Source organism: Nostoc sp. CALU 546 (assembly GCF_048836525.1).
In genome coordinates, this window is the sequence record NZ_JAWJTF010000049.1 from 33,803 (window position 1) to 56,005 (window position 22,203).

The window sequence follows — 22,203 nt, forward strand, 5'->3', positions numbered from 1 at the left end:
CTTATGAACCCCTCTTGGTAAGGCGGTATATACACAAGTTACCCCCCCTTAATCCCCCCTTGGAAAGGGGGGAAAATAAATCCAGTTCTCCCCTTTCCAAGGGGAGGGTTAGGGTGGGGTAAAAACCAGATTCGTAAACTACTCCAGACTTGTGTTTACACCGCAGCTTCATAAAGAAACTGTATAAGAGGATGTTTGAAAAGTCTTATTTTCAGTATCAAAAATTTTAGATCCCCCTAAGTCACAGCAATAACCCTTTTCAAGCAACCTCTAAATTATCGGATCATCAGGAATCGCACTTACCCGCTACTTCCAGAGGATTGCGATCGCTATTAATCTAATTCATTTCCCTACTAACCAAGATTTTTCATTCCCGATTGCACGTTCCACAAACCAGCATAAATTCCATTCTTCTCCAACAATTTTTCGTGTGTTCCCGACTCAACGAATTCTCCATATTCCATCACATAAATACAATCAGCATTGCGGATAGTGGAAAGACGATGAGCTATGGCTATTGTCGTTCGATTAGCAGTGATGCGTTCCAAAGAACGCTGAATAGCAGCTTCAGTTTCATTATCCACTGCTGAGGTGGCTTCATCTAAAATCAAAATTGGTGGATTCTTTAAAACAGCCCTAGCGATCGCAATTCTTTGGCGTTGTCCACCAGATAATTTTTGACCCCGCTCACCAACCATTGTCTCATAACCTTGGGGTAGACGGATAATAAAATCATCAGCTTCGGCAATTTTCGCAGCTGCAATTATTTGTTCATCGGTAGCATCAAAAGTACCATAGGCGATATTTTCAGCAACCGTACCATGAAATAAGAATACGTCTTGGCTAACCAAACCGATACTGCGACGCAAATCGCGTAAGTTTAATTTTTGGATATCAATACCATCAATAGTAATTGTTCCAGAAGAAATATCATAAAATCGCAGTAGTAATTTAACTAAGGTACTTTTCCCGGAACCTGTAGACCCAACAATAGCAATAGTTTTGCTATAGGGAATATGTAAAGATAGTTTTTTAATTACTGGTTCTCTATTTTGATAAGCAAAAGTTACTTGCTTAAAGTCAATTTCGCCACGTACCTGAGCGACATTTAAAGATATATTTCCTCTAATAATATTGATGGGAGCATCTAACAAATTCATAATCCGATTGGCAGAAGACATTGACCTTTGATATTTGTCGAATATTTCTCCTAATGTGACTAATGGCCACAATAATCTCTGTACTAAAACGAGTAAAACACTGTAATTACCAATAGATATTTGACCAGCATATGCCGCCATCCCTCCCCAAAATAATAAGGCTGTAAACCCTACTAAAACTAACATTCTAATTAAGGGCACAAATGCGGCAGAAAGTTTAATTGCTTTGTTGTTACTTTTTCTATATGCTTCGCTATCTCCTGCTAATCTAGCGCTTTCATAATCTTCAGCAGTGAAACTTTTAATTGTGTTAATTCCACTAAGATTATTTGCCAATCGTGAATTCAAAAAACTTACCTTTTCCCGCACCTCAGCATAACGGGCTTCCAGACGCTTTTGATAAGTAAATGAACCCCAAACAATAAATGGCATGGGCAACATTACTGCTAGGGTAATGGAAGGAGGTAAAACAAAGAAAGCACCAACAGTTAAAATAATGATTGAGGTGCTAATCTGGATGATATCATTAGCTCCAAAGTTTAAAAAATCTTCTAACTGATTGATATCATCATTCAAAATTGACATCAAACGACCAGTGCTGCTTTCTTCAAAGTAAGCTGAATCTAATTCTTGGACATGATTGTAAGTATCTAAGCGTAAACTATGCTGGATATTTTGAGCTAGACTACGCCAAATTCTATCATAGGCGTACTGAGAAAGTGATTCAAATATCCAAATAATGACAGTGACAATAGAAAGCAATAAAAATTGTGAAAATACATCTTTTATTCCCAACTTTGCAATTAGAGAATCTTGCTGCTTTACGAGAATATCTACCGCAGTACCAATCAACCACGGTGGTGCTAAGTCTAAAAGTGTATTGATGATCGAAAATGTTGTTGCTTGCCAAATTTGTTGACGATATTGGCTGCCATAGTTGAGCAAGCGTTGTAAAGGATGGGCTGAATTACTACGATTTTTAGATACTCTAGGAGATTGTGATGTGATTGTCACTGTTTGTTGTTTGTAGTTAGGTGAATGTGAGTTAAAATAATCTGCACTAGAAAGTGTATTTTTAAGCAATGTCTTTAGTAGAAATCTAATCAGTCATTGCAGAAAATTTATAGGAAGAATTCAGAACTCAGGAGTCAGAATTCAGTATGAATTCTGTACGACTGGGTAATGAATATTGATTTAAAACCTGGCCCGCAAGTGGCGCGAAACTAGGATGAATTTTTTTTCACTCATTTAAAACTCTATCCCTTCATGGATAGAGTATTCTGAATTCTGAATTCTGAATTCTGACTCCTTTTTATTATTTACTTTTCCCTTGCGTCCTATCGGTACACACATCGGTGTCTTTACTACTGGGTCAGGGATAATTTGACACTCTAACCCAAAAACCTCCTGAACCATTTCTTGAGTCATCACTAGCTTTGGTTCCCCAGCAGCAAAAATTCGACCATCTTTGACTGCAACTAAATAATCAGCATAACGACACGCCTGATTTAAATCATGTAGCACCATCACAATTGTCCGTCCCTGATTTTGGTTCAACTCATACAATAAATCCAAAATCTCTATCTGGTGCGCCAAATCTAAAAAAGTAGTCGGTTCATCTAAAAGTAAAATATCTGTATCTTGTGCCAATGCCATTGCAATCCAAGCTCTTTGTCGTTGTCCACCAGACAAAGTATCTAATGCTCTATCTGCTAATTTCAACAAATCTGTAATTTCTAGTGCTTGCTGCACGATTTTTTCATCTTTTTCCGACCACTGCTGCAACCAATTTTGATAAGGATAACGTCCTTGTGCTACCAAATCTCGCACTGTTAACCCTTCCGGCGCTACTGGCCCTTGGGGCAAAATACCTAACTGCTGTGCTACTTCTTTGGTGGAAAGATTAAAAATAGATGTTCCATCAAGATATACTGTACCGCCACGGGGTTTGAGTAATCTTGCTAAACCTCGTAATAACGTTGATTTACCACAACCATTAGCACCAACTAAACCACTAATTTGTCCGGTGGGGATTGCTAAATTTAGGTCACGGATAATCAGCGCACCATCGTAAGCTAAAGACAGACTTTTGGTTGAGAGTCCTTTCATAAGTGAAACCATTTTAGATTTTAGATTTTGGATTGATAAAATATGATTTTTAGCAAGTCCCCAGTCCCCAATCCTTTATTTTTTGCGGTTACGAATTAATAAATAAAGAAAATAAGGAGCGCCAATAGCAGCAGTTACGATTCCACAAGGAAGTTCGATAGGTGCAAACAGAGTTCTTCCTAGCAAGTCTGCTATCACAACAATTGCTCCCCCCAAGAGGGCGGAAGTAGGAATCAAGCCTTCATGGGTTCCACCTACCAACTGTCGTCCTAAATGAGGTGCGATTAAACCAATAAAACCAATATTTCCGGCGGTGGCGACTCCCGCACCTGCTAAGGCTACACCCACCAGCACGAGTAAACCACGTTGCCATTCCACTTGACTACCTAAACTTTTGGCGACATCATCTCCTAAATTTAAAGCGTTCAAATGCCTTGCTAGTGTCAAAGCCATTGGGACAAAAACAATTAACCAAGGTAACAGAGAAAAGACTTGCTCCCAAGTCCGGCCGTAGACGCTCCCAGCTAACCAAACCAAAGCATTACTAACGTCATTAATTTCGCCAAAGGTAATCATTAAGCTGGTTATGGCACTGGCGATCGCAGATAGACCAACACCCATTAAAATTAATAGAATCGGGGAACTACCGTTATTCCAAGCCAGCGAGTAAATTAAAATCGCCATCAGCAATGCACCAGCAAAAGCCGACAAAGGCAAGGTATAAATTGGTGCTGATGGAAATAGTACAATTACTATAACTGCTGCCAGACTCGCCCCAGCATTGATGCCGATAATACCTGGGTCAGCCAATGGATTACGCGTCAGCCCTTGGAAAATAGTACCAGAAATTGCCAGCGCCATTCCCACCATAAAAGCTACAAGGGTGCGGGGTAGACGCAGATTTTGAATCACGAATTGATGGTCTGGGTTTCCTGTATCTAAACCCAATATAGTTTTCACGATATCTAAAGGCGAGATTGGATATTCACCACGCCCGACATTGATCACCATCGCCACTGCGATCGCTACTGCCAAACATAGCAGTATGATTGGTACACGTCGGTCAATTCGGAAAGATATCGCCGGAGAACGAATGACTAGCCAATCAAAACTCATTTTTTCACCTTCGACTTAGCCAGGTAGACAAAAAAAGGAGCGCCAACTATTGCTGTCATTACACCTACAGGTAACTCCTGTGGTTTGAGCAATACACGGGCGGCAATATCTGCGACCAAGAGTAAGATAGCACCTAAAACTGCACAATAAGGTAATATCCAACGATAATCGGCTTTAATATAAAATCTCACTATATGGGGAACGACTAAACCAATGAAGCCGATTGGCCCTGCAAGAGCGACGGAACTTCCTGCTAGTAAAACTACGCTGATAGCGGTCAATATTTTGATCCAAGCTGTCTGCTGACCCAAACCTTTAGCGACATCTTCACCTAAACTCATAGTGGTAATTTGTCTGCCGAGGGCAAAAGCTACTACTAATCCGATGCCGACGAAAGGCAGTAGTTGTAAGAATAAATTAAAATCTCGACCAGATAATGAACCAGCTAACCAAAATCTCACTTCTTCGAGTGTTTGTTGACTGACAATGAGGATACCAGTGGTGAAGGAAGAAATCAGAGCAGTTAACGCTGCTCCTGCTACTGTCAGATTCAGTGGGGTGGCTCCTCCCCGTCCCAGAGAACCAAGGATGTAAACTAACACCGCTGTTACTCCCGCACCTAGAAATGCCGCAAGAGCATAAACACTTAGGGATGAGCTACCAAAAATAAAAGTTGCGACAACTACAAAGAGCGCGGCTCCCGATTCAATACCCAGAATACCTGGATCTGCTAAAGGGTTTCGCGTTAAACCCTGCATCAATGCTCCCGATACAGCCAGAGATGAACCTACAAGGATAGCAATTAGCGATCGCGGTAATCTCACAGTCTGAATAACTAAGTGATCGTATGAACCATCAAAGGCTAGAAAAGATGTCAAAATCTTACCTAGAGGTATTTCTGCTGCACCTAGCGTCACACTGTACACCAAGCAAATTAGTAGCATACATATTCCCAAAACCAGACCAAAGAAGGCTGTAATGGGTGGCTTTTTCAATTCTCTAGGTGAGAGTGTAGTTGCTTTTATCATTTGATCCTGCCGTCATTTGAAACTATTACGCTCTGCTGGTTAGTTCTTTTCAATAGGCACTCTCAATATTTAACAGCTTTTTAATCATTAGAATTGATAATCTTTCTTGATAAATATATAGATTACATGATCATGCAGCCTTTTTCCATTTTTTAAACGGAATAAGGGATGTCATTACAGTTTTGATATATTTTCTCAACAAAGTGGTATTGTGAGATCGGCTTAAATCTGCTTTGTCAAAGTTACTTGTGTGTTGAGAGGGGATTGGGAATTAGGGACTGGGGACTGGGGACTGGGGACTGGGGACGAAGTAAGGGAGCAGGGAGAAAAGTTTTCTCATCAGCAAGAGCAGCACCCCGCCCCTCAGCTTCTTTTCAATGCCCATTCCCCAATCCCTAATCCCCAATCCCTAATCCCCAGTCGTTACATCTGTAAATGGTGGTGTTAATGAGGATTGATACTTTACTCAGAGTTTACAAAAGAAAATCAATACGCGTTTTACCCTTAATACTCAGCTTAATACTGGTTTTGTTTATCGGAAGCCGCGCTGTGGCTGTACCAACAAAATCCACAGAGATATTATGGGATACATACGGTGTACCGCATATTTACGGAAAAGATGACCAGAGTGCATTTTATGCCTTTGGTTGGGCACAAATGCAAAGTCATGGAGATTTACTTTTGCGTCTCTATGGTCAAGCACGAGGACGCGCGGCGGAATATTGGGGAGAGGAATACCTGGAATCAGATCGTTGGGTACAAACTGCGGGAGTACCAGAACGTGCTCGTTCTTGGTACAAGGCACAGAGTCCAACTTTTCGTAGTTATCTCGATGCTTTTGCTACTGGGATCAATGCTTATGCAAAACAAAATCCTAACTTAATTGATGATCAAGTTGAGGTGGTGCTACCAGTCAAGGCAGAAGATGTCATGGCTCACTTACATCGGGTACTCAATTTCACCTTTGTGGTCAATCCTGAGCAAGTATTAGGTCTGAGCAAAGAAAAGTTGCAAGCAGGATCTAATGGTTGGGCGATCGCACCAAGTCATTCTGCTGATGGGAATGCTATGTTGCTAGCGAACCCACATCTACCTTGGTCAGATTTATTTTTGTGGTATGAAGCCCAAATCACCGCACCCGGAATAGATGCTTATGGAGCAACACTTGTAGGTATTCCCGTATTAGCGATCGCATTCAATAACAACTTAGGTTGGACTCACACTGTTAATACTTATGATGGTTGGGATATTTATGAACTCACACTGGCCGGGAATGGATACCGGTTTGATGACAAAGTTCGTAACTTTCAGACAAAAACCCTCTCCTTGAAGGTGAAGCAGAAAGATGGCTCCTTACAAGAGCAACCATTAGTAGTGAAAAGTTCTGTCCACGGGCCTATAGTAGCCGAGAAAAATGGTAAAGCCATAGCACTAAGAGTTGCAGGTCTTGATCGACCAGGTGTACTCCAGCAGTGGTGGGATATGGCACGAGCAAAAAACCTTAACCAGTTTGAAAAAACGCTCCAGCGCTTGCAATTGCCAATGTTTACGGTGATGTATGCGGATCGAGAAGGGCATATTATGCACCTATTTAACGGTCAAGTTCCGGTGCGTTCTAGTGGTGATTTTAAATATTGGGAAGGCATAATCCCAGGAAATACATCTAAAACCTTGTGGACAAAAATTCATCCTTACCAAGATTTACCGCGCATAGTTGATCCGAAGAGTGGCTGGTTGCAAAATACAAATGACCCACCTTGGACAACTACATTTCCAGCCGCCATTAAAGCAGATAATTACCCGCCTTACATGGCACCTCGTTTCATGGGTTTCCGCTCCCAACGTTCTGTAAGGATGTTGGCTGAGGATGACAAAATCTCTTTTGATGAAATGGTTGCATACAAGCACTCTACCCGTATGGAACTAGCTGATCGGATTTTGGATGATTTAATTCCGGCTGCACGCAAGTACGGTCAGGACTTAGGGCAAAAAGCAGCAAATGTTTTAGAAGCCTGGGATCGGCAAGCTGATGCAGATAGTCGCGGAGCAGTATTATTTGCTTTTTGGGTTCAACAACTGGACTGGGATAAGACGTTTAGTAAACCCTGGAATGAAAATTCTCCACGCACTACACCCGATGGTTTAGCTAATCCTGAAAGTGCAGTTGCAACTCTGCAAGCAGCCGCAGCAGAGGTAGAAAAGACTTATGGGGCAATTGATGTACCGTGGGGCCAGGTTTTTCGGCTACGGTTGGGTGATGTGGATTTGCCTGGTAATGGTGGGGATGATAGCCTGGGAATTTTTCGGGTACTGAATTCTGCTCCTGGAGCAAACGGTCAGTTCCAAGCATTTGGAGGTGATTCCTATGTGGCTGCAATTGAATTTTCCAACCCTGTACGGGCAATGGCACTCACCAGCTATGGTAATGCAACTCAACCCGGATCGCCGCACATTAGCGACCAGTTAGAAATGTTCGCCAACAAAAAGTTGCGGACTGTGTGGCGCGATCGCTCAGATATTCTTGCCCATCTAGAAGAACGTAAAATATTCTAAGGTGAATGGCACGAAGATAAGCTCAAAATCCTGTGTTGCCTCTGCTCAAGCCACTAGAGGCGGAGCCTCTCAGGATTGGTTCCCAGCCTGGAGGCTGGGAACCAGCCAGGGCAAGGGCTGGTGCTAATTACAATTAAACAACCACAAAATTGTTTTTGGTTAATGACAATCCAGCAGATAATTGTGCAAATTTTACCTGAGCAAATCCACCCGCACTACCATCTTGGTCAAAGTACAGTGAACCTGTAATATTGTCATAGATAAATCGTTGATTGCTTGTCGTTGCAGACGTTCCAAGGGTAAACTGACTAGCCGAAAGTGAAGGTATTGATAACCCACCACCAAAACCAGTAGCCGATACCTGAATCAGTTCATTAGTAGCGTTGAAGTCATAAAGACGATCAACACCTTGATTGTAACTATTGAAGGCAAAGGTATCAGTACCATCTCCTCCATAGAGGGTGTCATTGCCAAAACCGCCTGTGAGGTAGTCATTTCCAGAACCACCATTAAGAGTGTTATTGCCTAATGCACCGTAGGCGGAGAGGGTATCATTGCCATCACCCCCAAACAGGAGGTTCTTGCCTGTTGAGTAATCAACAATTAACTTATCGTCACCAGCACCACCATTAAGGGTGTTATTGCCTGATGCTCTGCGATAAACTCCTTCGCCGTCGTTGCCGTCCTTATCGTATTGGTAACCAGAGGCGGATAGATAATCATTGCCACTGTCTCCAGAGAGCAGATTATTGCCTGATGAATAGTCAACATTCAAGTTATCGTCACCAGCACCACCGTTAAGGGTGTTATTGCCAGTGGTGTTATAAAAAGATCCTCCGAAGCCGTAACCATAACTAGAGCCGGAGAGAGTATCGTTGCCATCGCCACCAGAGAGCAGATTAGCACCTCGTGAATAGTTAACATTCAAGTAATCTTTACCTGCACCACCGTTGAGGGTGTTATTACCACTGGTATTATCAAACCTGTAGCCCTCGAACTCAGAGGCAAAGAGAGAATCATTGCCATCCCCACCAGAAAGCAGGTTATTCCCTGTTGAAATATTAGCACTCAAGTAATCGTCACCAGCACCACCGTTGAGGGTGTTATTACCACTGGCAAGATTGACGGAAAGATTATCCTTGTCATCGCCACCATCCAGTAAGTTATTGCCTGTTGAAAAGAAAGCACTTAAGCTATCATTACCAGCGCCACCTTTAAGGGTGTTATTACCAGACACTTCAGGATCGTAGTAGCCACCAGAGACAGAGAGATAATCATTGCCATTGCCACCAGAGAGTAGGTTATCGCCTGCTGAACCGTCAGCACTCAAGCTATCATTACCAGCGCCACCTTTAAGGGTGTTATTGCCAGACACCACATTGCCATAGTAGTCACCTAATGCCGAGAGAGTATCATTGCCATCACCACCAGAGAGTAGATTATTGCCTGATGAAGAGTCAACAATCAAGCGATCGTCACCAGCGCCACCGTTGAGGGTGTTATTGCCTGACGCTGTGCGATAGCTTCCTTCGCCGACATCATCGTACTCGTAGCCAGAGGCAGAGAGATAATCATTGCCATTGTCTCCAGAGAGCAGATTATTGCCTGATGAATAATCAACATTCAAGTAATCGTCACCAGCACCACCCTTAAGAGTGTTATTGCCAGTGGTGTTCTGAGAAGATCCTCCGAACAAGGTACGGCCGTAAGTAGAGCCGGAGAGAGAATCATTGCCATCGCCACCAGAGAGCAGGTTATCGCCTTCTGATTGATCAACACTCAAGTAATCGTCACCAGCGCCACCCTTGAGGGTGTTATTACCAGAAGGATTGCGGCTAAAGCCACCATCGGCATAGAGAGAATCATTGCCATCGCCACCAGAGAGCAGGTTATCGCCTCTCGATATATAGCTAGCACTTAAGCTATCGTTACCAGCGCCACCGTTAAGGGTGTTATTACCAGAGGCACCATAGACGGAGAGAGAATCATTCCCATCACCTCCATCTAGTAGGTTCTTGCCTATTGAAAAGCTAGCATCCAAATAATCGTCACCAGTACCACCATTGAGGGTGTTATTGCCAGACACCTCATCGCCATAACCTTGATCGCGTTCAGAGGCGGAGATATAATCATTGCCATCGCCACCATTCAGGAGGTTATCGCTACTTGAGAGGTGAACACTCAAGTAATCGTCACCAGCGCCACCGTTGAGGGTATTATTGCCAGACACCACATTTACTTCGTAGTCGTAAGTGCCAGAGACGGAGAGAGTATCATTGCCATCGCCTCCAGAGAGCAAATTATCCCCTGTTGAACTATTAGCACTCAAGTTATCGTCACCAGTACCACCAAGGAGAGTATTATTGCCTTCACCACCAAGGAGGGTATCATTCCCCGCACCACCTCTCAAAAGGTCGTTGCCACTTTTACCGTCGATTTTGTCATTACCCCCTTGACCATTGATGACATCATTGGAGTCGTCTAAACCTGTAATATTGTTGGAGAGGTCATTGAGGAATGTGACTGTGTTTTTGTTGAACAGGCTAGTTTGAGTGGAATTGGCATCAAAGACATCAAAACTGTCGGTGATGCTAGTTTGCCCATCAAACAGGATATTGCCAATAGCTGGTCTTGTACCAGAAGCATTCAGATTTTCTAAGTTTTCTAATTTGAAGTTGTTGAGGAGAACTTTGGCACCATCCACCCCTTCAAAGGTGATTTCTAGATTGCTGCCATTCTGCGTAAGCAGTAGATTTCGGGCACTCAAACCAGCACCTTGGAATTTGATGGTATCCACTTCGGCAATGACTGCTGCTGTTGGATTTGTTCCTTTACCAATGCCACCAAAATCGGTGATGGTATCAGTACCGTCACCCAAGTTATAAACAAATTTATCCTTGCCACCGCCACCAGTCAGGATATCATTACCCTTCTTGGCTGTGATTATATCGTTACCTGGTTTACCGTTAATTGTATCCGCGCCGTTACTGCCCAGTAGAGCATCATTACCGTTAGTTCCAATGATATTTGCCATAACTTTTACCTTCCTAAATCAGTTTTTTCAGTAATTTTTAGTTCTCAGCCCTGAATTAGTGCGTTTCAAAACACAAGAATTCGCCGAGAATTGAAGCTTTCGGAATAATTTGATGTCATCCTTGAAGGACGCTAATTTTTCTCGAAAATCCACTCTGTTGACTAGCTTGCAAGTGACACTTATCAAAGTTTCACAAGCTGTACAAAGTCATGACCATGTAGATGAACTCAAATAGGTTGTTTCAGTTGTCAGTCTTTTTAGAACCATCCTTGATAGAATAGTCGCAGCGATGATTCCCAACTTAGGCATCGCTGAAAAACGTCGTCAAATCAAGCTTAAATGCCTGAAACTCACACAACACCTTGACAGAACTAGTCCTACTGTCTTGGAAATAGAGAACAGTTAACTATATATTGATAGGGAAAGGGATTTTTATACCCTTGTTGTGGGCTATTGCCTGTAAACGTTTTGCTTAAAAATAGAGAACATCTAAATAACCTGATACTAACTAAATACTGAATATTTACTTAGATGTCTATAGCTAAAGAACTATCTTTGCATACTCTTTATATTATATGCCGAGAAATGTATGTGCTAGTAGTGTGTTCTTCACATTTTGAAAATTGATGGTCAAGAACTTACAGACAGCAGCAGTCACAAATAAGTTTGAGCGAAGGCTTTCAAGGCAGCTAACTTTGAGAATGCTCGAAGGATTGATCAGAAAAATACATATTTTCCTTCTTATTTGCGCTGATTGAAGATCAAGCGATGTTTAGGTCGGGCTACGCCTACGCATGGCAATATATTGTATCTAAGCAAGAATTGTTAGAGGTTACTAAAGTTACAAACGCAGACATAATCGAAGCTAGCTAAGAATACTTACAACCATCCGTACTCAAGCAATGCCAAAAATAATACATGGCGTTGCATATTTGCGGGATGATTTTGCTAGTTTTGTGGGATGGGCCGAAAAACCACTGGTGTCTACTTTTGCCAAAAATAGCGTACTGATTGGGTGTTGTTCACCCGCCAGGGATTGTAAATCCCTGACTAATTGCTCAAGTCTACTGAAGTAGACTGAAAATTTTTGCGCTCTAAAGTCTTCTTCAGAGGACTTTAGCGATGAGACAGGGATTTACAATCCCTGGCGGACGTGCGGTTTCGCGTTAAGTTGACACCAATGGGTGAGACGCCCACCCTACAAGAATCATCCCTTGATTCAGCAACGCCTACCTAATACATATTGTCCTTTTTGAAGGCTGCGATGCCTGGATTCGTCTACAGCTAAACTATGATCATGATGGCTAGGTTATATCTTAAAATGCCTGTGCAATAATCGCGATCGCTTACCAAAATTACAAACGCAGAGATGATCAGATTTAGCCAAGAACACTTGCAAACCATCCGCAGCCATGCCGAAAGCACTTACCCAGATGAGTGCTGTGGTATAATTCTGGGCTATTTGGTTAATGAGGGCAAAACTGTGGTAGAAGTCATGCCAACAGAAAATGCTTGGAATACCGAAGCGGTTGCTGAGTTTCCAGGGGAACACACCACAGAAAGTAAAAGACGGCAATATACGATCGCACCCGAAGTTATGCTAAAAACACAAAAGGAAGCACGCGATCGCTCACTGAATATCATCGGCATTTTCCACTCCCATCCAGATCACCCTGCTATCCCTTCAGAATGCGATCGCCTATATGCTTGGCAAGGATACTCGTATATAATAGTTTCCGTCCAAAACGGTAAAGCTGGAGAACTTCAAAGCTGGAGCCTTGATGATACTTATCAGTTCCAAGCAGAGGAAATTGAAAATATAATTTAACTGTTTAGTTTAAAGACATTCACTCGTAACGGTTTTAGCCGCTACCACGGATGAAAATTCATCTTCCCCACTAGACATCTCCATAACAGATACAGTTTTTCGATAGGATAATATTCCGCTCTCCCAGATCATAACTGCTATGCTCAACCCCAATCTGGATGAAATCCAGTTGACCAAAGACGATTACGAACGCTACTCCCGACACCTGATTTTACCGGAAGTGGGACTAGAAGGACAGAAACGCCTGAAAGCCGCCAGTGTATTGTGTATCGGTACAGGTGGACTAGGTTCACCACTACTTTTATATCTGGCGGCGGCGGGTATTGGACGCATCGGGATTGTCGATTTCGATGTTGTCGATACTTCTAATCTGCAACGCCAAGTAATCCACGGGACATCTTGGGTGGGTAAACCCAAAATTGAATCGGCAAAAAACCGCATTCACGAGATTAACCCCTATTGTCAGGTTGATTTATACGAAACTCGTCTGACTTCTGAAAACGCTCTGGAAATCCTTCAACCTTACGATATCGTGGTGGATGGTACTGATAACTTCCCCACCAGATATCTAGTTAACGACGCTTGCGTATTGCTGAATAAGCCCAACGTCTACGGTTCAATTTTACGCTTTGAAGGGCAAGCTACTGTATTTAACTACGAAGGTGGGCCGAATTATCGTGACCTTTTCCCAGAACCACCACCACCAGGAATGGTTCCCTCCTGTGCAGAAGGTGGCGTATTAGGAATTTTGCCAGGAATTATTGGTTTAATTCAAGCAACCGAAGCTGTCAAAATTGTTCTGGGACAAGGTAACACTCTCAATGGACGATTGTTGTTATACAACGCCTTAGATATGAAATTTAGGGAGTTGAAACTGCGTCCTAACCCGATTCGCCCAGTGATTGAAAAGCTGGTAGACTACGAAGAATTCTGCGGAATTCCACAAGCTAAGGCAGAGGAGGCAAAACAGCAGATGGAAAGTCAAGAAATGACCGTTAAGGATTTGAAGGAATTGCTGGATAGTGGTGCAAAAGATTTTGTACTGCTGGATGTCCGCAACCCCAATGAGTACGAAATTGCCAAGATTCCTGGTTCAGTGTTGGTGCCCTTACCAGACATTGAAAATGGGAATGGCGTTGCCAAGGTAAAGGAAATATTGAACGGGCATCGTTTAATTGCTCATTGTAAGATGGGCGGGCGATCGGCAAAAGCCCTCGCCATTCTCAAGGAAGCCGGGATTGTCGGGACGAATGTCAAAGGCGGAATTACCGCTTGGAGTCGAGAAATCGATCCCTCAGTTCCAGAGTATTAAAAAGAGAGGCAGGAGGCAGGAGGCAGGAGGAATACTAGCCTCTGTTTTCTGCCTTGAGCAGAGCGAGTTTGCGGTTTAAGTCCCCACTTCCCATCTCCTAATGATCTTTTTGGAATTAAAAGTTAAAAATTAAAAATTATTCTATTTTTAATTAATTAATTTTGCTATAGAGCTAACAATAGATAGATAGCCTAGTGTTAGCGAGACCACCTACTTCTGCAAAGAAGCAAGCTAGGCGCAGGGTCTCGTAGAAAGCATCTTGAAATTTTTAATTAATAATTTTTAATTTTTAATTGGAGCGAAGCGACTTGACTACCTCAAAATCTCATTTCAATATTTTATGGGTGCAAGTTTGGGTGTTGGCAGCAGTGCAGGGAGCAATTACGCTTTCGTGGTTAATTTATAATATATATTTGCCACAACTTTTGACTCAGTTTGGTTTTCCTGCCTCATTGGCAGTTGGCTTGGTGATAGTCGAAAATGCCTTGGGTGCAGTGCTGGAACCCTTGATGGGCGGACTTTCAGATCAAGCTAGGCGCTGGGTAGGAACTCGGTTTCCCTTCATCTCAGTAGGTATGATTCTTGCATCGGCTTTGTTTATTGCCATACCATGCGTTGTGAGTTTTATCCCACCTACTACCGTGATGCGATCGCTCTTACCTATAGTATTAGTAGCTTGGGCATTAGCAATGACAATATTTCGCTCTCCAGCGATGTGCCTATTAGGAATGTATTCGACACCAGCCCAGTTACCTTTAGCAGTAAGTTTTGTCACTTTGGCAGGTGGCGCGATTGGGGCTTTTAGACCGATAAGCAACAAGTTTATTCTGAGTTTAGGGCCAGTTTATACCTTTGCGATCGGTTCCTTCGTCATGCTAGGTGCGGCGGCTGTGTTGCGGTTAGTCAATCCCCCAGAAGCACCAGTGGATAGACATCAAGCAGAAACAGTAAAGTTGCCGTTACAGAAATTGGCGTTGATTTTAGGAACTGGTTTCGGTGTCGCGTGGGGCATCCGATTTCTCTTTGATGTTTTAGGTAAAGTACTGAAGACTCAACTAAATACTGATAACATTGATGTGCTGATGGTATGGATCGGATTAGCGATCGCAATTGCCAGCATACCAGCAGGAATCTTCGCAGTCAAAATTGGTAATAGTCAAGCAATGCTTTGTGGGATCTGTGCAATCATTCCCTCGTTATTGATAATGATATCTGTAGGCGCACAAATTCCAATAATTATATTAATCGTTGCTGGCTTTAGTTTAATTGTCAATGGGGCAATTCCTTTTGCTTTAGGACTAGTACCTCAGCGATGGGTGGGATTAGGAATTGGGATGTATTTTGGTGGCTTCGCTTTAGCCATGAGTTTGTTTGGCGTCATATTTCCCCAACCGCAAGCAATAACACCTTTGATTGGTGCAGTTGGCGGTGCATTGGCATTTTTGTTAGCTGGTGTTTGCATTATTGTGAGTGGCATTTCTGAAACGCAGAAGAACGCACAGGTTTAACGCAAAAGGACGCAAAGTTTTACTCTGCGTCCCTCTGTGTAGGAATTACGTTAGCGTAGCGTGGCAAAGCCCATTACGAATTACGTTAGCGTAGCGGTAGCGAGTCCGCGAGCGTCATTACGAATTACGAATTAGTTACGGGTTTAACCTGACTCAACAAATCGTGCAGTTTTTCGCCTTCAATGACTTCTGTTTCCAAGAGTTGAGTTGCGATCGCTTCTAGCAAGTCTCTATTCTGTCTAAGAATCTCTAGGGCTTGCTCGTGGGCTGTTTCCACGATTTCCTTGACTTCGCTATCAATGGCTTTGGATGTGTCTTCACTTACCGCCCGTCGGGGATTAGCCCCACCATTACCCAAAAACATCGATTGTTGTCCTTGTTGGTAAGCTAATGGCCCTAAGACTTTGCTCATCCCATAAGATGTTACCATCCGTTCTGCCAAGTCAGTTGCTCGTTGCAAATCGTTGGAAGCACCTGTTGTAATGCTGTTAAACACAATCTCTTCGGCGGAACGTCCACCTAATAGAGTTGCAATCTGACCCCGCAGTTCCTCTTCATTCATCAAAAAGCGGTCTTCAGTTGGTAATTGCAGAGTGTAGCCCAAAGCAGCCATCCCACGGGGAATAATCGAAATCTTTTCTACACGTCCGTTTCCTGTGGTTAGCGCCCCGACCATTGCGTGACCAACTTCATGGTATGCAACAATCTTTTTCTCAGTCTCGTTCATCACGCGGCTCTTTTTCTCTAAACCGGCGACTACCCGCTCAATTGCTTCGGCGAAGTCCTCTTGAGCAACACTTTGACGGAGATTGCGAGCTGCTAATAATGCTGCTTCATTTACCAAGTTTGCCAAATCTGCACCAGCAAAACCAGGGGTACGAGTAGCGATCGCTCTTAAATCTACATCATCTCCTAATTTTACCTTTTGAGCGTGAATCTTGAGAATTGCTTCACGACCGGATAAATCGGGACGGTCTACCAATACTTGGCGGTCAAAGCGACCTGGACGCAGCAATGCAGAGTCAAGGCTTTCGGGACGGTTGGTAGCTGCTAGGACAATCACCGTTGCATCGCCGGCCGCAAACCCGTCCATCTCTGTTAGTAATTGGTTGAGGGTCTGTTCTCGCTCATCATTACCGCCATAGAAGCCGTTACTGCTACGAGATTTACCGATCGCATCTAACTCATCAATGAATACAATACAGGGAGCCTGTTTTTTAGCTTGCTCAAACAAATCCCGGACTCTGGAAGAACCAACGCCGACAAACAATTCTACAAACTCGGAGCCAGAAATACTAAAGAATGGAACTCCTGCTTCTCCTGCTACGGCTTTCGCTAAAAGTGTCTTACCAGTACCAGGAGGGCCAACTAACAGCACACCTTTGGGAATCCTAGCGCCAATTTGCGTAAACCGTGCCGGAGTCTTGAGGAAATCTACAATTTCCACTAACTCAGTTTTCGCTTCTTCGACTCCAGCCACATCTGCAAAAGTGATTTTAGCTGATTCGCCTTCAACGTAAACCTTAGCTTTGCTCTTACCAATAGAAAGCGCACCTTGAGGGCCACCGCCACCACCACGGGCGAGAAAGAATTGCCAAATACCAATAAAAATCAGTGGTGGAATCACCCAACTCAAGAGGGTTGTAATCCAAGTATTCTTGGGTGGAGGTGTAGCGGCGAACTCAACTCCCTTTTCTTCTAGCAGTTTGGGTAACTCTAAATCAAAGATTGGTGTAGTTGCAAACACCGGGCCTGGTTCGGCGTTTTCTGTTTTTAGTTCGTAGAGGATCTGATTTTGACCGACAGAAACGCGGTTGACTTCCCCTTCTTGGACTTGATGAATGAATAAGCTATAGGGAACACCAGTAGGGCCAGAAGCAAATAAACCAGGCAAAAATAAATTTAAGAGCAGGAATAGTCCTGATACTGCCAGTAATATATTAGCGATGATCCGAAACCGAGGTGACTTAGGCTGTTCTTTAATTGCCATAAATGTTGTAACCAATCCTTAGAATGAAAATTGTTGAGAATGTGACTTTCACAAAAAGTCCAATATTTAGCACCCGAATAGTTAAAACCGCAAATTATACTGTTTCCAACCAATCAAAAATTTGGGCTAACTGATCTAGTGTTACCAGCCCATATTGCCAGAGGGTCATGGCCAGAAAGTTGGGAGTCTGCTCACAATGTCGCAAAGCAAGAGAAATTGCTCCACCAGGAATACCCAACTCTTCTTTTAAAAAATGCACCAATTGATCTGTAGCTTTCATCGCAATGTTAAATAATGTTAAATAAGCTTTATTTCTGAGAGAGCTTGACTTGTGTGATGTATTTTCCAGCCTACACCGCAAAGTGGCTCAGTTTGTCTCGATTGTTAAGGATACTAACGCTTTTCATAATTTCTCCTATCTGGCAACGGGTGCAGCTTTTTTTATTTATGTAACTAAACTTAACAATTAAATTAATCTTTGGGAACTAACGAGCAAATACGGTTTACCGTACTCAAAGAGTTAACACCACTGGACATCTCCGAAAATGAATGTAGAGACGTAGCAGTGCTACGTCTCTACAAGGGTTCTGGATATCGCATATTTAATTTCTGGAGATGCCTACTAGAAATAAGAAAATTTTGCTGAAGAAAACGCTGTTACAAAAAAGGCAGATATTATGAGACACAAAGAGAAATCCCATATCCTCTTCCATAAGGCAATATCCCTAACACCAGGATTGTTCTCCCGGCGGATTGTGCAGTAACTCCCGAATATTGGCTTCGATGACCCGATAGCCCACATTGCCGTTGAGTCTCTGCCGTCCTTCATTAAAAATTAGGGTGGGGCTGACTGTAACTGTATGCTCTTTGACTAATTCAAAATCCTGGGATAGCTTGGCATAAGCCTCACCACTATCGATTTGAGCTTCGATAGCTGCGATCGGCAGTCTTAACTCCTCCGCAATTCCAAATTGCACCTTGCGGTCAGAAATGTTTGCCAGTTGAGTAAAAAACGCCTCCCGAAATGCCCAGGTTGCTTTTTCAAATACCTGTTGATTTCGCTCTACTAAACCCTTCGTTTCTAGTAATTGAATCGCATGGAGAAACAAATGACAAGATGTCGATGAAAATGGTGTAACGTGAGTCCAAATATCAGGATGAACGGTGATGTGATCGAACTTTTTCACAACCTCTTGAACATGATTGCTGTATCCTTGCAATCCACCGCGATCGCGCCATCGGTTTTCCAGTTTTTCACGAGCAACACCAAAGACGGGGACAAAGTGCTGTGCGATCGCAATCTTGTCTTCAAAGGTTGTTGTCAACTCATCCAAACGAATCTGAGCAATATAAGCCCAAACGCAGAGAACATCGGAAAAGTAAAAAATACGAATCGGTTCCATATCACTTCATCCTTAGATAGTGTTTATAAAATAAAGATAAAATTTATAGTAGGGTGTGTTAGACTGACGACGGTATATGATTTTGAGAGAAAATATGATTCGGTCGTAACGCACCAAATATACCTTAATATTTGATTTATAAACATCCTCTTATCTCTAATCTGCAAATCTATGAAATTGAACAATGGATCAATTTTTGAAGGCTATGCGTGGTTGTGCATTTCATGGCGACTTTGCGATCGTGGAGATTTCTCAGCCCAGCACAACAAGACCTTGCGACATGGTCTTTGGTAGCAATAGTGGATTTTGAGGCAGTCTAGTTCCAGTTTTATACTTCCTTTGAATCTGCGATGCCGAATAGCCCAACCTAGACATCGCATCAACTACATACACTCAATTTCTCTCGCAGTTCTCCAGAATCAAAAATTAATAGCCAATGCCTAAAATTAAGTATTTCTATTCTCTAGCAATCACAATATCGTTAGATTTAATGACTGCATAAGCTTCTTTTCCCTCAGATAGTTCCAACTCTTCTGCGGAAGCTCTAGTGATAATTGAGGTTAATTCTACTTTATGAATAATCTCCAGAGTTACCTCACTATTAACGGCTCCATAAACAACTCGTTTAACCACACCTTTAAGAATATTGCGAGAGCTAACTTTTAGTGATTTCTTTTGAATACTACTTTCTATGTCAGGCTTTTGAGTGTAATAGATATCTTCCTGTTTTTCCTGCTGAGTTGGTGGTGATATTGGTGTTGAGGAGTGCTGAGTGAGACTACGCACAAGTTCCCGCAGAATCTCAGTCTTGGTGCGTTGAGAGTGTTCGCAGAACTCCTCTAGAATCTTCCGCTCGTCCTCTGAAGTCTGAAATGTAACCCATCCTTGTTCTTTTCTTGGCATAATAATATTATCAATTTTGGTTATCTTGGTAAAATTCTACCAAGTATCAATTCTATATGTGGTTTTAGTAATAACATTTTTTTTTCAAGATTTTCGGCATTTTTACCGCAAATTAATTAACTAATCTCATATAGTTAACTACATATATATTTATTTTTTTCTAGATGCGAAATATTTTGTTACTTGAAATTGTCTAAATCAGCACTAAACACTACCAACTAAGATGGTATAACATGACTCTATGGTATTTGTTGGGATAGCGATGCCTACAGTGGGCTAGGTCTATGCAAGGAAATCTAGCAGAAAATTCTGCTGGCGTAGGCGTAGCACGTCGCAGACATTGCGTGAGTGCCGTAGGATTATTTAACGTGAGTTCACAGCCGGGGGATGAAACACCTAAAATCGCGCTCTCAAGACCTGCGGAGTTTATTCGAGAACAATATCACCATTGAATACGTGGCAGAACCCCTGAAAGCTATGCCAGCTGATGCGGAGGCGAAAGAAGTGCTGCATTGGATGCAGGCACAGAATTTTGATGTTATCGGCGTTGAGACGGGAGATATTATTAGCGGTTATGTAGAACGCTCTAGCTTGATTCCAGGCAAAGAAGGCAAATGTAGCGACTATCAACGGGTGTTTCATCCAAAAGAACTAATTGCCATTTCCACCCCACTCATGAAGTTGCTACCCATTTTGCAACAAACTCCGCGATTATTTGTCTTGGACTGCAATCAGGTAAGTGGTATTGTTACCTGTGGCGACTTGCAGAAAGCACCCGTAAGAATGTTACTGTTTGGCTTGGTAACGCTGCTAGAAATGAATTTGCTGCGGCTGGTGCGGATTTACTATCCCCAAGATTCTTGGCAAAAAGTCCTCAAACCTGAACGCTTAGAAGTTGCTCAACGGCTATGGCGAGAAAGCCAAGAAAGAAACGAAGCTACCGATTTGTTAGATTATCTGCAATTCTGTGATAAGCGAGAGTTGATTTTAAATCAGCCAGAACTTCTCGAACAACTAGGATTAAAGTCCAAACGTTTTGGTGAACGCTTCCTCAAGTCTGCTGAACAGTTGCGAAACCGATTAGCTCACGCCCAAAATCTAGTTAGTGGTTCCTCTTGGATAGAATTGATTTCTTTAGCAGAGGCGATGGAAAAACTGTTAATTCTCTGTGAGGAAGTTGAGTGAATTTTTCAGCCCTACATAACATTATTTAACCAGTTTATCAAGTCGGCTGCTGTCGAGAAATCGCAAGGATTCAGGGGAATCTGTTCGCGCCAGAACTGCTAAGGGTAGAAGACCAACAGACGCTAGCAAAGGAGTGGGGTCTTGCTCCCAAATCCGAATTGAACGGAAGCGATGAACTGGCTCAACGCTCAACTCAGTTTTAAGGTCTTTAACGTCTGCTGGGGTTCTACCTAACAACCAGGTGGCAAAGCTTTTGGGATACTGTTCTGAAAGATAGCGGCAAACGTTATCGATGGACATTGAGTTTTGAATTAAAGCATTAAGTAATAAACATCACAGTTTGCGATTATAAAATAAGCCTTAACGCGGCTTATTGAGGGAATCACTAACTTGAGTACCTGTATAATTAGGAACCCAACCTTCTGCGATCGCAAAATAGCGTATCCCTTTGAAATTCAACGATGCAGTTGGGCTACACCAATGCTCAACGTCGGCGGGAATGTAGAGATAGTCTTGTGCCTGAACTAAAAGCTGTACCTGGCTACCATCAGGTCGCACGAAGCCATAAATCATTTCTCCTGCCAACACGTAGAGGGGTTCAGCCGCAGGATGAGTATGGTAACGGCCGTAGGTTGTTATCAGGTGGTGAAGATTCAAGGAACCTGGATGCACGTTTAGCAAGTCACACCAGAGAGCGCCATTTTCTTGCTGAATAAATTCAAAGACGCTGTTATGGAGTTCTACACAATAACGTTTCTCTGACTCAGTTAAAACGGCCTGGTCTAACAGATTAGGAAAGAGGAGCGATGTTCCTGGGTCGTAATGTCTGAGTTGAATGCCAAGAGGCGCAAGTTCACGAGCTATTTCGCCTAAATCGCTCTCAATCGTACCGTCATCAAGTAGTAGGTTAGCCATGACCAAAAAGACTAATTAACTGTTAAGAAGAGTATACTCAACTTTGAGCTAATAAGCCACTATTCCCGACTGACAAACCGGGGAATGGGGAGTGGGGAATGGGGAATGGGGAATGAGAGAAGTTGCAATAAGTCTTTTCCCAATGCCCAATGCCCAATG

The 22,203-nt window shown here is 42.8% G+C and carries 18 protein-coding genes; 7 read left to right on the top strand and 11 right to left on the bottom strand.

The features are described from left to right. Positions 1 to 353 precede the first annotated feature (353 nt). From RRG12_RS22505 to RRG12_RS22520, 4 genes are all read right to left on the bottom strand, one after another. The gene (locus RRG12_RS22505; protein ID WP_069073544.1) at positions 354 to 2,174 is read right to left on the bottom strand and encodes an ABC transporter ATP-binding protein; all 1,821 of its coding nucleotides are present in this window, start codon (positions 2,172 to 2,174) and stop codon (positions 354 to 356) included. A 234-nt stretch (positions 2,175 to 2,408) separates the two neighbouring features. After that, positions 2,409 to 3,269 (bottom strand): ABC transporter ATP-binding protein, encoded by an 861-nt coding sequence (locus tag RRG12_RS22510; protein ID WP_420760779.1) that lies wholly within the window; start codon positions 3,267 to 3,269, stop codon positions 2,409 to 2,411. A 75-nt stretch (positions 3,270 to 3,344) separates the two neighbouring features. Beyond that, complete coding sequence (locus RRG12_RS22515) at positions 3,345 to 4,385, bottom strand: FecCD family ABC transporter permease (protein WP_420760780.1); 1,041 nt, start codon at positions 4,383 to 4,385, stop codon at positions 3,345 to 3,347. Beyond that, positions 4,382 to 5,413, bottom strand: a complete 1,032-nt coding sequence (locus RRG12_RS22520) for a FecCD family ABC transporter permease (RefSeq protein ID WP_420760781.1) — start codon at positions 5,411 to 5,413, stop codon at positions 4,382 to 4,384. The genes RRG12_RS22515 and RRG12_RS22520 overlap by 4 nt, the downstream gene beginning before the upstream one ends. Positions 5,414 to 5,860: 447 nt before the next feature. Here RRG12_RS22520 and RRG12_RS22525 point away from each other — a divergent pair, with 447 nt between their 5' ends. Further along, positions 5,861 to 7,966, top strand: a complete 2,106-nt coding sequence (locus RRG12_RS22525) for an acylase (RefSeq protein ID WP_420760782.1) — start codon at positions 5,861 to 5,863, stop codon at positions 7,964 to 7,966. 133 nt (positions 7,967 to 8,099) lie between these two features. Here the strand turns inward: RRG12_RS22525 and RRG12_RS22530 are convergent, their stop codons facing one another. Beyond that, on the bottom strand, positions 8,100 to 10,991 hold the full coding sequence (locus RRG12_RS22530; protein WP_420760796.1) for a beta strand repeat-containing protein: 2,892 nt from the start codon (positions 10,989 to 10,991) through the stop codon (positions 8,100 to 8,102). A gap of 121 nt (positions 10,992 to 11,112) precedes the next feature. Here RRG12_RS22530 and RRG12_RS22535 point away from each other — a divergent pair, with 121 nt between their 5' ends. The 4 genes from RRG12_RS22535 (at position 11,113) to RRG12_RS22550 (ending at position 15,648) form a co-directional block, all read left to right on the top strand. Then, positions 11,113 to 11,235 carry a hypothetical protein gene (locus RRG12_RS22535; protein WP_256091275.1) on the top strand — a complete coding sequence of 41 codons (123 nt, stop codon included), beginning with the start codon at positions 11,113 to 11,115 and terminating at the stop codon, positions 11,233 to 11,235. Positions 11,236 to 12,369: 1,134 nt separating this feature from the next. Further along, complete coding sequence (locus RRG12_RS22540; RefSeq protein ID WP_420760783.1) at positions 12,370 to 12,828, top strand: Mov34/MPN/PAD-1 family protein; 459 nt, start codon at positions 12,370 to 12,372, stop codon at positions 12,826 to 12,828. A gap of 139 nt (positions 12,829 to 12,967) precedes the next feature. After that, positions 12,968 to 14,140, top strand: a complete 1,173-nt coding sequence (moeB, locus tag RRG12_RS22545; protein WP_420760784.1) for a molybdopterin-synthase adenylyltransferase MoeB — start codon at positions 12,968 to 12,970, stop codon at positions 14,138 to 14,140. Between the two features lie 308 nt (positions 14,141 to 14,448). After that, positions 14,449 to 15,648 carry an MFS transporter gene (locus RRG12_RS22550; protein ID WP_420760785.1) on the top strand — a complete coding sequence of 400 codons (1,200 nt, stop codon included), beginning with the start codon at positions 14,449 to 14,451 and terminating at the stop codon, positions 15,646 to 15,648. Positions 15,649 to 15,772: 124 nt separating this feature from the next. On the opposite strand, the gene ftsH4 is transcribed toward RRG12_RS22550, so the two are convergent. The 3 genes from ftsH4 to RRG12_RS22565 all read right to left on the bottom strand — a co-directional run bounded on the left by ftsH4 (position 15,773) and on the right by RRG12_RS22565 (position 19,041). Beyond that, a complete protein-coding gene (ftsH4, locus tag RRG12_RS22555; protein WP_420760786.1) occupies positions 15,773 to 17,638 on the bottom strand; it encodes an ATP-dependent zinc metalloprotease FtsH4 in 1,866 nt (621 codons plus the stop codon). A gap of 94 nt (positions 17,639 to 17,732) precedes the next feature. Continuing rightward, a complete protein-coding gene (locus RRG12_RS22560) occupies positions 17,733 to 17,918 on the bottom strand; it encodes a DUF2949 domain-containing protein (RefSeq protein WP_229554896.1) in 186 nt (61 codons plus the stop codon). Between the two features lie 445 nt (positions 17,919 to 18,363). After that, the gene (locus RRG12_RS22565) at positions 18,364 to 19,041 is read right to left on the bottom strand and encodes a DsbA family oxidoreductase (RefSeq protein WP_420760787.1); all 678 of its coding nucleotides are present in this window, start codon (positions 19,039 to 19,041) and stop codon (positions 18,364 to 18,366) included. 184 nt (positions 19,042 to 19,225) lie between these two features. Between RRG12_RS22565 and RRG12_RS22570 the strand changes: the two genes are divergently transcribed. Then, on the top strand, positions 19,226 to 19,351 hold the full coding sequence (locus RRG12_RS22570; protein WP_218107986.1) for a TIGR03032 family protein: 126 nt from the start codon (positions 19,226 to 19,228) through the stop codon (positions 19,349 to 19,351). A gap of 146 nt (positions 19,352 to 19,497) precedes the next feature. Here RRG12_RS22570 and RRG12_RS22575 read toward each other — a convergent pair whose 3' ends face one another. After that, the gene (locus tag RRG12_RS22575) at positions 19,498 to 19,944 is read right to left on the bottom strand and encodes a TOBE domain-containing protein (protein WP_069072724.1); all 447 of its coding nucleotides are present in this window, start codon (positions 19,942 to 19,944) and stop codon (positions 19,498 to 19,500) included. 387 nt (positions 19,945 to 20,331) lie between these two features. On the opposite strand from RRG12_RS22575, the gene RRG12_RS22580 reads away from it, so the two are divergent. Beyond that, a complete protein-coding gene (locus tag RRG12_RS22580; RefSeq protein WP_069072725.1) occupies positions 20,332 to 21,129 on the top strand; it encodes a hypothetical protein in 798 nt (265 codons plus the stop codon). A gap of 21 nt (positions 21,130 to 21,150) precedes the next feature. Here RRG12_RS22580 and RRG12_RS22585 read toward each other — a convergent pair whose 3' ends face one another. Together RRG12_RS22585 and RRG12_RS22590 are read right to left on the bottom strand one after the other, a co-directional pair. Next, positions 21,151 to 21,429: a hypothetical protein gene (locus RRG12_RS22585; RefSeq protein WP_420760788.1), complete on the bottom strand. Its 279-nt coding sequence runs from the start codon at positions 21,427 to 21,429 to the stop codon at positions 21,151 to 21,153. A 60-nt stretch (positions 21,430 to 21,489) separates the two neighbouring features. Continuing rightward, complete coding sequence (locus RRG12_RS22590; protein WP_069072727.1) at positions 21,490 to 22,044, bottom strand: 1,2-dihydroxy-3-keto-5-methylthiopentene dioxygenase; 555 nt, start codon at positions 22,042 to 22,044, stop codon at positions 21,490 to 21,492. Positions 22,045 to 22,203: the final 159 nt, after the last annotated feature.